This is a genomic window from Berryella intestinalis, assembly GCF_000814825.1.
Taxonomy (GTDB): domain Bacteria; phylum Actinomycetota; class Coriobacteriia; order Coriobacteriales; family Eggerthellaceae; genus Berryella; species Berryella intestinalis.
In genome coordinates this window covers 1,527,682-1,541,058 of record NZ_CP009302.1, presented here as the reverse complement: position 1 = coordinate 1,541,058, position 13,377 = coordinate 1,527,682, and the positions used below count along the sequence as shown (strand labels likewise).

The window sequence follows — 13,377 nt, the reverse complement described above, 5'->3', positions numbered from 1 at the left end:
TAACCATGGAGGGACGAGCTTTGGTTCGTCCCTCTTTTTGTAGGTGAAAGCTATGATCAAAGATATTCCAATCGAACCAGGTTCAAAGGTTCTGGTTAACGCCAGTGAATCTCAAGTAAAACTGATAGAGGCGTTTCAAACACATGGTGGTGTACCCGTAAAACCGAAGCCGGCCTCTACGGTGATGCTGGTGCGGGGGAGAGAAGGCGGAAACCAAATCGAGACCTTTATGTTGCGACGGTGCAAAACCATGGCTTTCGTTCCTGACGCCATGGTCTTTCCGGGAGGCAGTGTGGACGATCGTGACGATATTCACAGGGTTTCCTGGTCTGGCACCTCTCCTGATGAATGGGGGAAGCTGTTCGGCATTGATTCGCATCGGGCTGGGAAAGTCGTTTATGCGGCTATTCGCGAGTTGTTTGAAGAGACGGGTGTTCTTCTTGCGGAAAGAAAAGGGGAGTTGTGCTCCGAAAACCAAGGTTGGATTGCTGATCGCGGGAAGGTCGAATCTCACGAGATTTCATTCAGCAGCTTTTTAAGAAAGCACAGGTTGACGATTCGTACGGACTTGTTGAAAGCACAGGCTCATTGGACTACTCCCGAGTTTTCGTCTAAAAGATACGACACGTTTTTCTTTTCAGCTCGATTGCCGGAAGGTCAGTCTGCTCAAAAGGTTAGCTCGGAATCCGTTTCGGCTGAATGGCTGGATCCAGAGTGGGTTTTGGAGTGCTGGGAGGGTTCAAAACTTGTAGTGATGCCTCCTACGGTCTATAACCTCAAAACAATGAAGGCGGCCGATGGACTGGATTCGTTCATGAGGGGTAGAAAATCAGTGCGGACCACCATGCTTTGTCCGGTGCGCATCGAAGATGGTGGTTATGTTCTCGAAGGGGAGGTTTAGGTTGTCGGTCGCGGCGGAAAAGCCTCTTGAGGTGCTGCCGGGTGTGTACTTGGTCAGAGCGGACAATTCGTCGGCTATGTCGTTTTCGGGTACGAACACCTGGGTGGTTTTCAATCGATCGACCTACTCGTGCTGCATTATAGATCCGGCGGTTTCCAAGCAGAGACATCAGAGCGCCATAGAGCAATTGTGTGCTGATCAGCGAATTGATCCGTCTGTGATTCTTCTGACTCACGATCACCGAGATCATGCTGGAGGAAGCAATCGCCTTTCCAAGGTCTGGCATATTCCCTGCCTTGGATTGAGAAACGGAACGCTTAGCCAAGCAACTCTCGATTCTTTCTTGGGGAAGGGCTTCATTAGGATTATCCCCCTCCCAGGGCATTCGAGTGATTCGGTGGGGTATTACCTTACGGGGTTGCGCGCTCTTTTCACAGGAGACGTTCTTTTTTCGGAGGGATGGAGCTTTGTGGGATCTGAAGATAGCTCCATTGCAGATTACCTCGATACCCTCGATCGAATCGAGGCGATGCTAGAAAAGGGCTTTGTGAAGGTGGTTTTGCCGGGTCATCTTGATCTAATGAATTCTGAAAGAGCGTCTATTCGGATTCGGGAGTACAGACAGCATAGGAAGGATAGGCTCACCAAAATCAAGGTTTTGCTCGAAAGGGATGGGCTTGTCGATTCTGATGCTATCGTGCAGAAGGTGTATTCCGATCTGCCAGATGAGCGCCTGCGTCTATTTGCCAAGCGGAGCGTTGAAAAACAGGTTAAGTATCTTCTCTCTTAAAGGCTCCGGTTTTTCCATGGCACGTCATTCCAATTGAGCGGATGCTACAGAAGTCCCTGAATTTGCACAGGCCGCAGGAGCGCTTAGGACCCTTGTCGGGATCGAATACCGCGACGATTCCAATGGTTCCGGGGCAAGATAAGCCAAGCTTCCCTTCTTCGGTAACATGCATGCCTAATCTCTCCTCGCCTTTCATGTAGAAAAGGATGTCAGAGACAGACTCAAGTGGGAAACCATTTGATTCAGAATATCCGAGGTAGTCATCGGTGTAACAACCCTCTTCGAGAGCACTTTTCACGATTTCAGCGTTCACAACGTTTGCTGTGTGTGCAACCAAGGCTTCGATCGTTTTTGAGAAAATGGCAGCGTCGATTTCGTCGTGCACCAGTTTTTTCTTTAAATCGTCCTCATCGAAGCTAGGTCCAAGACAGGCTCCCATCAGCACACAGTGGGTTGCCTTGCGAAGTTTGTTGTATACCGCTTCGCCATGAAGCACCGACATCGTTCCCACTAGCTTTATTGCAGGTTCGGTATAGTCGGGGGGAAGGGTGCACGGTGCGGGATTGAAAAACTTGTACGTTCCACAAGGACTGGATGCCGATACGATTTCCTTTTTTATATGATCACAGCGTCTTTGCAGATCACCTGTTCCTTCGAACAGTTCAGGTATACTTTCAAGGCCCGCTATGTGCTCGTCTGGTTTTATAGGGCAGTCAACGTCGATGACTGGGCGATATATTCTAGGCAAAGTTCTTCTCCCGTAAATGCTATCGTGATCGAACGCGCGATACGGGTAATCTGACTAAGCCAGCTTCTTCGAACAAAGCGTATAGAACGAAACCGTATTTGCACTTGAAAATACACTCACGACATGGATTCTCTCCACAATAACAGTAAGCGTCTTCTCCGGCCAAGGCAAAGGTCAGAGCCTTCGTTTCTTTCGATTTAACATACTTGATCTGGAATCCGGAGAAAGTTCTTAGCGCAACCCACGTGGGGTTCTTTTGCTCAATGGGCGCCCAAGAAACGGTGATAGCGTTGTTGTCAAACCCTCCCGATATAGAAAAATCGAGCTCGATCTTTGCTTCCTGTGGATCGAGAAATTGAAGCGCTTCAATCGAAGGAGTTTCCTCTAGCTGCTTATCGGAGGAAACGAGATAGGGAGGCTCGAACACTTGATCATCGCAGGTGGAGCAGCCTGCGTTTGAAATCGTAGCTTTTCCCAGGTCTATTAGCACCCGATCTGTATCGGTATCCAGAAAGAACGAAAGATCGCCCTCGGCTATGCGCGGTTTCTGGGTCGTATAGCTTCGGGCGATGCTTTGCTGACTCATCTTGGTGACTTACTTAGCGCTTTCCTGCTCTATCTTCATGCGGCGTTTGATCTCGTCGGCGAGAAGATGTCTCTTTGTTTTTCCAGTTGAAGTTCTGGGGATGGAGCCGATGACCTCTACCCGTTCTGGCCACAGCCTTTTCTGAATGTGCTTGCTCTCAAGGTATTCTGTTAGGCTTTTTACAGAGGGGAGGACTGCGGGGGATTCTTCTGAGCAGACAACGAATGTGCAGATTCTCTCTCCAAGCCTGTCGTCGGGCATTCCGATAGTTGCATGATCTGTTATGCCCGGACAACCTACTAGAGCAGCGTCAATTTCGTTGGCGCTGATATTTTCGCCGCCACGGATAATGATCTCTTTTTTCCGTCCATTGATACGAATACGACCCTTATCGTCTTGATAGCAAAGGTCTCCGCTTCGGAACCACCCATCCGGGGTTAGGGCTCGCTGATTGGCTCCTTCGTTGTTGTAGTAACCAACGAACAAATGGGGCCCTCTCGATAGTTCTTCTCCCTGTTCTCCGTTTGGAACCTCGACATCGTTGTTGGCGACTTTTACTTCGATTCCATCAAAGGGGATTCCCGACCACGCGCCGCTCCAATCAAGGCACTTTTCAGGCGGGACGAAAGCATGGGGGCAGCTTTCTGTCGAACCATAGATCTCGCATAAAGTTATTCCGTAATGATATGCGCATTGCACCAAGGTTGATGGGAGCGGGGCACCCCCGCACATAAACAGCTTGAGGGTTTCGGCTCGTTTATCCGTTTTTGACATGCATGTAAGCAGGTCGTATATGAAGGGAGTTGCAGCCATTGACCACGTGCATTTCTCGGAGTTTATCCGATCGATTGCCTTGTCGGCCACGAATCGCTCGTCTAGAACGCACGTTCCCCCTGAAATCATAGGAGCTATAAGCCCGTGGAAAAAACCCGTGGCGTGATTTAGTGGCGAGGCCATGTACGCAATATCGTTTTCAGTTAAGTGGAATCCATTTACCATGGAGCGCTCAGAGAAGAGGATGTTGTTATGCGTAAGCAGGACGGCTTTCGGTATTCCCGTTGTTCCGGAAGTTGAGAGAATGCAGGCTACATCATCGGATAGAGCCCCGCTCTTACCTGGTTTGATAGGATCATATTTACCGACGATCGATGAAAGCGTGGGGAGAGAGCTTTTTGCGGGCTGCAGCTTGTCGATTACGGCGATAGCTCGTAGTGAAGGAATGCGGTCCTTTATCAAAAGGGCCTGGTTTTCATAATCGGTTTTGTGTTCGAAGGTCGGGCAAATAAAAGCAACCGATTCCACTAGATTCATGGCACGAACAAGGTCTTCGTCGTTAAAGTTTTTGGGAAGCGGATGCATGACCGCACCGACTTTGAGCGCTGCAACGTAAACCACGCAAAACTCAGCCCACGTAGGCATTTGGAAGGTCACAACATCGCCGTTACGGACCCCAACTTCAGTCAACCATGCTGCAAGCTTTCCAGCCATCTCGTCCACTTCGGCGTAGGAGTGCGAGATGTAGTTGTCTTTTACGTAGGGTTTGTCCGAATATCGATCTACTTGTTTGGTCCAGACCGATTCGATCGTATCGTGAGACCAGAATCCAGCGTCGTAGTACTTCTTCTTGAGTTCATCCAGAATGCGTAGGTCGGTGATCACGATTGTCCCCTTTTCCAAAGTAATCCGCAGACTAAGCTTCTGTTGAGGTATGTCGTTGTACGGTGGGTTTGATCGGGAAGCGGGTCTTTCTCCCGGAAAAGAGCGGCTTCCCGATTCTGTACTTTTTCTTTTCGAACGTCTTCCAGCTCGAGCGCTATCCCCAGTTGCAGCAATTCCGAGCTTGAGACCTTCCTTTTCGATTGCGGTAAGAGTACCTTTATTTCCCGTTTTGGTTAACGGTTATTAATGCGAAATCGTCCCCTTATGAGCCCCCTGATGCCACAAAGTTCTGGAAGGTGGGTAGGCTTTTCCTCAGGAGAGATCTCCTCCAGCAATCCAGTCCTGGTAAAGCAGCCTCCCGCCATTCTTGTAAGCATCGCGCGTAATGGTGATGCGCTGAACAGAAGGGGCGCCCTCTTCGAGCCATAGGGCGCGACAGTCTCGGTACAGGCGTTCGGTCGGTCCATACGGAGAATCCTCGAAGTAACCATCGCCACCGAATATTTCTAGCATTTCGTCTGACACTGTTCTTACGGCATCAATGGAGAAAAGTTTGCACATCGCTGCCTTTTCATTGATGCAAGGTCCATGCGGGTCCCGATCATAGTCGTCGGCAAAATCTATGCACATGGTCCGTAGCGCGTGGATCACAGTGGCCATGTTTGCGATTTTCATTTTTATGGCTTGGCGTTCGGCGATGGGCTTTCCGAAGGTGACCCGGTCGTGTGCTCGCTGTATAGACATCTCGAGCATTTTTTGGGCCATACCAAGATTAGAGTCCGCGATGTGAACTCGCGAAATAGCTAAGGAGTGCATAGCAATCTCCATTCCCTGCCCTTCTTCTCCGAGCAGGTATTTTGGCTCCAAGATCACATTGGTGAACCGCAGGCCGGCATGTCCAGCGCCCCGGCATCCCATCATGTGCGGCATGGGAATGAGCTCGAATCCGGGCTTATCCATAGGGACGAAGAATGCGGACAACCTTTCGTCACCCTTTTTACTCGGATCGGTCACCGCAATAACGTACGAGAACTGAGAGCAGTCGGTGTGAGAGATAAGCCATTTCTCGCCATTGAGCACGTAGTTGCCCTCGGAGTTTTTTATTGCAGTAGAGTGGAGATCGGCGCCCGTACCACCGGTTTTTTCGGTGAGCGCGAAGTTGGTGAAGACGCTTTTGTCGCAAAACTTAGGCATGTATTCCTGGCGCAGCTCTTCGCAACCATAGTCGTTTAGGATTCGCCAATTCAGATCGGCTGCATAGTGAAGATGCATGCGCATTCCGCCTGGTCCGCGGGAGAACTCTTCTTGAACCTGGAGGATTTCTTTTTCCGTGAAGCCCCATCCACCGAATTCTTCGGGTAGGGCATATCTATAAAGATTGTGTTCGCGCGCAAGATCAAAGAACTCTTCAGGGAACTTATTAGTTACCTCGACCTGTTTTTGGAGTTCCTCAAACGGTCCTTCGGTCACTTCGCGTATGGAGCGAAGATACTCCTTGAACTCCTCTTTTGAGAGCTTGCTCATATATCCCCCTTACACCCTTCCAATGTTTCTAATCCTTAATTTCAAGCGATGTATTTTTATGGCCAATAATTAATTAATGACCGTAAATTAATCGGTATACTAATTTTAGTTGTTAAAAAAAATAAAAAGAAGTCAATATAAGCCATCAATATTTCTATCTTGTCCATCGTTAAGTAAAAAATGGCAATCTAGAATGAAGTCAGTGGTTTTATATCTGAGCGAGTGAGAAGGAGTAGGGATGAGCGTTTATCAGGAGAGCTATCATCTTCCCGTGTTCGAGTACGATTACGAGAAGCTGATCATCGAGAAGCGTGGACCGGTATACGTCTGCAAGTTCAACGACGCGGGAAACCTGAACGCTATGTCGTACCATCAGATGGCTGAGTTTAACGACTTTTTGATCAAGGTCCGTATGGATCATGAGTGTCGGGTTATCGTTCTTACGGGAGAGGGCAAGTCGTTCTGTGCGGGCTTTAATCTGAATGATCTCGCGCTTGATCCTCCTGAGGACATGGGTCGCATCCAGCGTGACTTTTACGTTATGCAACGTATGTGCTCGGATCAGATCGTAAACATGCGTCGCTGTGAGCAGCCGATCATCGGCGCGCTTAAGGGTTACGCTGTCGGTGGCGGCCTCTCTATTTCCTGCGCTTGCGATATGCGCGTTCTGGGTGAGTCGTTCAAGATGAATGCCGGCTACCTGTCTATTGGTTACACCGGAACCGATATGGGCGGCGCGTTTTTCCTCCCCAAGATTGTCGGATATGCCCGTGCTGCCGAGATCTTGATGAACCCCGCTCGCCATGATGCGAAAGAATTGTTTGACTGGGGGTTTGCAAATAGGCTTGTTCCGGATGAGGATTGCCTCGATACCGCAATTGCCCTTGCCGAGGAAATTTGCGCAGCTACCGCTCCATTCGGATTGAGGCTGACCAAGGAATGCCTGCAGGCATCCCTTGATGGAACCAGCTTTGAGAACGTTATCCGAATGGAGAATCGTAACCAGGTTCTCGCGTCCAACACCAACGATGGAATTATGGGAACTCTGAAAATGAACCCCAAGAATCGGGAAGACGTGAAGGCTAATCCGGAGAAGTATTCTTTCCGCAACATGTAAGCAACTGGACGGATTGCAAAAACTTTATCCGCCGGCGTGTTTTTCAAAGGAGGTCGTGAGCTTGTGCTCTCGACCTCCTGCAGTATCACGCGACGTTCGTTTTCCATTTCCTGGCCGCCGCTTTGGGAAGGTTCCATTTGTTGGAAGGGAAGGGTGAAGATATGTCGGCCGATAGTCAAATCAATGCTCGAATCGATGGGGTGGATCAGGCCTGTTCTTCCGGCTTGCAATGCTCATACCATGGTATTGCCGCTCGTCTCGATCGCTTGCCTATTAGCGATATGCAGAAAAAGATGTTGTTCCTTTTGGGCGGCGTCGTATTCTGTGATTCAATCGATATGAACATTGGTGGTCCTGTTATCGCTCAGCTGCTTGCAAGCGGTTGGTCGGATTCGGGCTTAAATGCACTGTTTGTATCTACTACTATGGCAGGGTACTTTTTCGGGAGCTTGCTTGCCGGAACAATTGCAGATGCGTTAGGTCGCCGTAAATCGATTTTATTCCTAACAGCCCTGTTTTGCGGAGGGTGCTTTGTTGGCGCATTTGCGCCCGATATGTGTTTTCTCATCGTTTGTCGTTTCGTTATGGGCCTCGGTCTGGGCGGGGCTTACCCCGCAGCCTATTCTGCGCTCAGTGAATTCACTCCGCCGAAGGTACGCGGAAAATGGCAGGCTTACGTTGGCTTACTTGCAAATAGCGGTACCCCTGTGGCTGCTTTCATTAGTATGGTTCTGCTTCCCATTGTGGGTTGGAGGGCTGTTTTTATTTTTGCAGGTATTCTTGCCCTTATCGCTTTGATTCTGTGCGTCAGGTATCTTGACGAGTCCCCTCGTTGGCTCGCCTCTAAACAGCGATTTGATGAAGCTGGGGCTTTGCTTGATAGATACGAACAAAGGCTTATTGCTAAGGGCGTGCAAATTCATCCCGTTGCTGACGAGATTATCGAACAGGCTGCTTCTAAGCATGAGGTTAAGCAGCTTGGATGGAGGTTCTTGTTTTCGAAGAAAATGCTTGGTCGTACGCTAACGGGTGTTGCACTTATGTTTGCAATGAACGTCTGCGTTTATACCGTGGTCACCTGGACCCCTACTATTTTTGTGTCGCGTGGTTTCGATGTTACCTATTCAGTTGCCATGACTGCTGTTATGCAATGCGGAATCCCATGCGGAGTCTTTTTGATGAGCTTGATCGTGGAGAAATTTAAACGCAAACCGTTCATTTGCGTGACGCTTACTATCGTTGGCTTTGCTGGTTTGATCTGGTCTCAGATCCCCGCTGACCAGACGGTTTTGATAATGGTGGTCGGATTTTTACTCTGCATGTGCACTTATTGCTGGTCGGTGGCTGCTTCAGCTGTGTACCTTCCTGAGCCTTTTCCGACTCAGTGTCGCACCCGAGGAACTGGTTTTTGCAACGCCATTGGTCGTATCGCCGGTGTTATCAGCCCCTACTGGATCGCATTCTTTATTGCGCAAGGTAACGTAACGGGTGTGTATCTCGTTTCGGCTGGCATTGCTGTTGCAGCTGTCGTTATCACGGCTATTTTTGGTTACGAAACGCACGGCAAGACTCTTGAAGAGATCAATGCTGGCGTGCTGTGAATCTGATGAACCCCGGATTATGTGGCTGAAATGGGGCCCTAATGGGAGATCGGTCGTATGAGTAAAAGGAACCCGAAAAAAGATGATCTCGTTATCCCGGCGGAAGGCGAAGTTCTTTACGGTGATGATGGCTTGAGGATAGGTGATGACGGCTATCCCATGACTCCCATGAGAACCGCTGAGCATCGTCTTCTCGATATCATTCTGATAATCGGTTACATATTCGTAGTGGTTGCCGTTGTGTTGGTGGTATTAGCGTTATTTCAAGGACAGGATTACGATACGCGCGATTTCAGCATGCATGGAGGGGCCGCGTATAAGGGGTTGAACCTCGCCTTGCTTATGCGATGCGAGGCTTTGGTTGTATTCGTGCTCGGGCTGACTAGCGTGTTTATAAGCCATAGAGGCTTCAACTGGCTTTACGATAACGATTCGCTGCTTGCTGTGCGGCGCTGTATGTTGATTCAGGTCGCTTTGTCTTTTGCGTGGAACGTTTACTTATGGTTTAACGTGCAGCTCGTTGATCCCTTCACCGGCCTTGTCTTTCTGCTTTCGATTCTTCATTGGCTCATCATCGTGCGTGTGATTGCCGAGAGGCCGGGTCTCACGCCTTCAAAATTCTCAAAGTGAAAGGAGGATTTATGAATTCATACGACTTTACTGGCAAAGTGATAGTGGTAACCGGATCCGATCAGGGCATAGGGAAAAGCATTGCACAGAGGTTTTACGAGTGCGGAGGAACCGTCGTTACCAACAGCCGCTCCGAAGAGGGTTTAAAGCGCTTGGAGAGAAATCCGATAGGCGCCGATTCCGAGCGTATTTTCTCGGGTGTAGCCGACGTGTCTAAACCCGAACAAGTATACCGGCTGTTTCAGGAGGTCGTTGATCGTTTTTGTGGTTTCGATATCTTGGTGAATAATGCCGGGATATGGGATCGGGGAGACGTTCTTTCGGTTGACGAGCGGCAATGGGATAAGGTTCTCGATACCGATCTAAAATCAGTTTTCTTTGCCTCGCAGTGGTTTTGTCGTTACCACATAGAAGCGGGTACGCCGGGAGCGATCGTCAATATTTCTTCCATTAATGCTGCACGGAGTCGACCTGGGTGTGCTGTTTACAACATTGCAAAGGCCGGGGTTAAGTCAGCTACGGAGACTTTTGCGCTTGAAGTTGGCAAGTATGGTATTCGAGTTAACGCTGTAGGCCCTGGGAGTATCCCCACAGCCCTTAACGAATCCTTTTACAAAAAGGCCGGCGCTGAAGAAGCATACAACGCCACCGTTCCTTTGGGGCGTCGTGGCAGAAAGGAAGAGGTGGCCAATACCGTGCTCTTCCTTGCAAGCGACGATGCCTCTTACCTTACAGGTCAAACTATTTATGTCGAGGGTGGATGGCTTCTGCATTAAAGTTTGCATTAGGGACATTGCTCGCATCAAAGAAGCGCCTCGGTATTCCGAGGCGCTTCTTATGCATCGCTGCGTGAATCTGATTACAACTTACCAGTTGCAAGGAGCCTCTCCAGCTTCCTGTCGCTTCGACCTGAAGATCACGTCTGGGCACTCTTCTCCGTGCCAAACCTTGACAGCCCCCGATTCATCCATGGTCTTGATCTGTTCGTCGGTGTATCCGAGTCCGGACATGATCTCGGCAGTATGGTACCCGACGGGCTTAGACAAAACGATCGGCGGATCGCCTGCGCTGTCAAAGCGGAGGGGGGACATGGGAAGCGCTTTCTTTCCGAAGGCATCGTACTCGACCCAACGGAGAGAATCGTTATCGTACGCTTCCTCGTCTTTGATGATGTCGGTATACCGGAAGCACTTCTGATGAGGAACTTCGTGTTCGCGAAGGATCTCGTCCCACTCTTCGAAGGTTTTGGTGACGAAAGCGTCACTGAGCCATCCAATGACCTCCGGCTGTTTCCCGGATGCTTTAAGTGCGGGGAGATTGCAGGTGTCGGGCTGGTCAATGTGCTCGTTGAGGCCAGTTATCTCCATCATCATGTTGTAGTACTTATCGTACTGCGGCATGCAAATGAGCATCCACTTTTCGTCTTTCGTCCGATAGGTGTTGTTGAAGGGGTTTGGAACGCGAGTCCTCGATTTGGGGTACGGAGCGCCAAACTGAGTGGCCATGACGCCGATGTTGCCACCCCAGATCGCCGCGCCATAGAGGTTGCAGACGACCTTGTCTCCCTTGTTGGTTCGAGTGCGATTGAACAGAGCGGCGGTAATGCCGCCAGCCATGATCGAGGCGGCGTTGTAGTCACCAAAAGCCTGGGGAGGAATGGCGGGGGATTGCCCATCCTCGCGGAAGACGTTGGCAACGCCGCCTCGGGCGGCCCAGCACACCGCATCAAAGCCGGGAGTATCCTTTTCGGGTCCATACTCTCCGTATCCGCGCATCTGAGCCCAGATCAATCGCGGGTACTTTTCCTTTAAGGAGGCGTAGTCAAGCCCCATTTTCACCAGAGCCTTATCGCGCCAGTTATTGATGAACACATCCGCTTCCGCGAGGAGCTTGTGCATAACCTCGAGAGCCTCGGGGTCCTTAAGGTTGAGGGATATCCAGTTTTTGTTAGTGTTGTTGAGGTCGATGGTCGGATCCTCTACCTCAGTCTGCTCGCATCCAAAACCGGGTCCCTGCGTACGTTGAGCATCCCCCCAGATGGGCTCAACCTTCATGATTTGAGCACCCATTTCGGACAGAATCCTCACCGCAGCGGGCGCCGCAACCCATTCGCAGAGTTCAACGACTTTTACCCCATTCAGAGGTCCGTAGCCGTTAAGCGCTTCGGTAGTTAGCATAGCTATTCCTCTCTTGTCTCCATTGTTATCGGTTGGTTCTCTAAACTAAGTAAATAATCACATCAGGGTCTTATCCAATCTATGGTCAAATTTAAGAAAACGTATATCAATAAAAATAGATAGAATGATATATAGAGATAAACAATCCTACTTCTAGGTATTTTTTGGGACATATAAATCTAAATGGTGTTTGTATCATACACAGTTGGGAGGTTTTGGGTGTAGATAAAGCGAGCGGTGCTGAACTATGTTCGGGCTATCGTCAATTCAACTGAGATGCGATTCCCCTGATTCAAGGTGGACGGAAACTCTAAAATGGGCTGAACGTTTCGTGAGTACGATTAAATAGCAATGAAACGGTTTGTGGAGGCGAAGATGGATTATAGGTTGAGCGATGATCAGCGACAGCTGAGGGACGTCTTTTCTCAAATGGCAGAGCGCCATTTTTCCCCAGAGAATGTTAAGCAGTGGTGCCTCGGGCAGGGGTTGCCCGACGAAGTTGTACGGGACTTTGTAGAGGTTCTTTTCAGGTCTCGAAATTTGCGGACGCAGAATTATTTTAAGTTTTTTGACCTTACATCACGTTGCATCATATTAGATGAGCTGTCGTATCGTGCTGGAACTACACTGCCGTTCCAGCACGAGCTTTTCAATCTTCAGCTTTTGGAGGACTTTTCAACGGGAGAGCTATTCGAAAAGCATCTCGACGAGTATCAGAGAACGGCACGGGTAATGTTTGCTACGGCCATTTCAGATATGGATTCCGGATCGGATACCATGGCTATGGAGACATCCGTGGAAACCGTTGACGGGAAAATCGTTCTAAACGGGGACAAATCTTACGTTTTCAATGGCGAGTATGCTTCGTCGGTCCTGGTGGCAGCGATTGACAAAGACAATAAGACTCCGAGCAGATATCCTCATCTGACGTTATGGCTCATCCCCAGCAATCTCTCTGGGATGCGGGCTTACCCCATTGAGAAGGTAGGCCAGGCGATGATCCCTCTGGCCTCTATGAAGTTCACGAATGTTGAGCTTGATCCCGCATGGAGGCTCGATGTTGACAGGTCGAAGTTCCAGACCCTTTTCCGTCTTCTTGAGAGCGGCCGTCTGTTGATTTGCTCTACATGCGTTGGACTTGCCCGCGCGGCCATGGAGGATGCCGTCCGAGCGTCACAAAGAGAGCGTTTCGGTAGGAAAGTAGGGGATTTCCAGCAAATCGGTCAAATGCTTACCGATATGGAGATCAAAGTTGAATCAATGAAGTCTTTGCTCTATCGAGCTGCGGCAGCAATCGATAACAACGAATCCGATCGTCGGCTTCGCGTTGCCTTGGCTAAGAGGTTTATTCCCAGGGCAGCAACAGAGGTGGCGAGTGATGCCATGCAGATCCTTGGCGGAATGGGCTATACCGAGATGGCTCGGGTCTCTCGGATTTGGCGAGACTGCAGAGGGAACCAGATTGCAGAGGGAACGGATCAGATTATGGTTCGCATTGCCGCTCCCCTTATCATCGAGAAGTACCTCGCAAGCGCTTCAGAGTAAGACCTATATAGACTAGCCAACAAAAAATTATATCTGAGTATATTTGTAATTCGCCTCTCCGATTTATTATAAAAACCAGGAGAGGCGAATTATTCTTAA

Annotated in this window: 12 protein-coding genes; 7 read left to right on the top strand and 5 right to left on the bottom strand. The window is 49.6% G+C overall.

Annotated elements, in window-relative coordinates:
• Nucleotides 1–52: 52 nt before the first annotated feature.
• Together JI75_RS09100 and JI75_RS06745 are read left to right on the top strand one after the other, a co-directional pair.
• Nucleotides 53–901 carry an NUDIX hydrolase gene (locus JI75_RS09100; RefSeq protein ID WP_144299286.1) on the top strand — a complete coding sequence of 283 codons (849 nt, stop codon included), beginning with the start codon at nt 53–55 and terminating at the stop codon, nt 899–901.
• Complete coding sequence (locus JI75_RS06745; RefSeq protein ID WP_144299285.1) at nt 870–1,691, top strand: MBL fold metallo-hydrolase; 822 nt, start codon at nt 870–872, stop codon at nt 1,689–1,691. Before JI75_RS09100 ends, JI75_RS06745 begins: the two co-directional genes overlap by 32 nt.
• On the opposite strand, the gene JI75_RS09095 is transcribed toward JI75_RS06745, so the two are convergent.
• From JI75_RS09095 to JI75_RS06735, 4 genes are all read right to left on the bottom strand, one after another.
• Complete coding sequence (locus tag JI75_RS09095) at nt 1,672–2,439, bottom strand: phage tail protein (protein ID WP_144299284.1); 768 nt, start codon at nt 2,437–2,439, stop codon at nt 1,672–1,674. The genes JI75_RS06745 and JI75_RS09095 overlap by 20 nt on opposite strands.
• Nucleotides 2,440–2,458: 19 nt before the next feature.
• Nucleotides 2,459–3,025 (bottom strand): hypothetical protein, encoded by a 567-nt coding sequence (locus JI75_RS09090; protein WP_144299283.1) that lies wholly within the window; start codon nt 3,023–3,025, stop codon nt 2,459–2,461.
• A 9-nt stretch (nt 3,026–3,034) separates the two neighbouring features.
• The gene (locus tag JI75_RS06740; protein ID WP_039689736.1) at nt 3,035–4,684 is read right to left on the bottom strand and encodes an AMP-binding protein; all 1,650 of its coding nucleotides are present in this window, start codon (nt 4,682–4,684) and stop codon (nt 3,035–3,037) included.
• A gap of 312 nt (nt 4,685–4,996) precedes the next feature.
• Nucleotides 4,997–6,208, bottom strand: a complete 1,212-nt coding sequence (locus JI75_RS06735; RefSeq protein WP_039689733.1) for an acyl-CoA dehydrogenase family protein — start codon at nt 6,206–6,208, stop codon at nt 4,997–4,999.
• A 238-nt stretch (nt 6,209–6,446) separates the two neighbouring features.
• Between JI75_RS06735 and JI75_RS06730 the strand changes: the two genes are divergently transcribed.
• The 4 genes from JI75_RS06730 (at nt 6,447) to JI75_RS06715 (ending at nt 10,332) form a co-directional block, all read left to right on the top strand.
• A complete protein-coding gene (locus JI75_RS06730) occupies nt 6,447–7,325 on the top strand; it encodes an enoyl-CoA hydratase/isomerase family protein (protein ID WP_039689731.1) in 879 nt (292 codons plus the stop codon).
• A 140-nt stretch (nt 7,326–7,465) separates the two neighbouring features.
• Nucleotides 7,466–8,926, top strand: coding sequence for an MFS transporter (locus JI75_RS06725; RefSeq protein WP_144299282.1), 1,461 nt, complete (start codon nt 7,466–7,468; stop codon nt 8,924–8,926).
• Nucleotides 8,927–8,983: 57 nt separating this feature from the next.
• The gene (locus tag JI75_RS06720) at nt 8,984–9,556 is read left to right on the top strand and encodes a hypothetical protein (protein ID WP_039689727.1); all 573 of its coding nucleotides are present in this window, start codon (nt 8,984–8,986) and stop codon (nt 9,554–9,556) included.
• Nucleotides 9,557–9,567: 11 nt separating this feature from the next.
• Complete coding sequence (locus JI75_RS06715) at nt 9,568–10,332, top strand: SDR family NAD(P)-dependent oxidoreductase (protein ID WP_039689725.1); 765 nt, start codon at nt 9,568–9,570, stop codon at nt 10,330–10,332.
• A gap of 90 nt (nt 10,333–10,422) precedes the next feature.
• On the opposite strand, the gene JI75_RS06710 is transcribed toward JI75_RS06715, so the two are convergent.
• Nucleotides 10,423–11,733 (bottom strand): CaiB/BaiF CoA transferase family protein, encoded by a 1,311-nt coding sequence (locus JI75_RS06710; protein ID WP_039689723.1) that lies wholly within the window; start codon nt 11,731–11,733, stop codon nt 10,423–10,425.
• Between the two features lie 351 nt (nt 11,734–12,084).
• On the opposite strand from JI75_RS06710, the gene JI75_RS06705 reads away from it, so the two are divergent.
• Nucleotides 12,085–13,278 (top strand): acyl-CoA dehydrogenase family protein, encoded by a 1,194-nt coding sequence (locus JI75_RS06705; RefSeq protein ID WP_240993149.1) that lies wholly within the window; start codon nt 12,085–12,087, stop codon nt 13,276–13,278.
• Nucleotides 13,279–13,377: the final 99 nt, after the last annotated feature.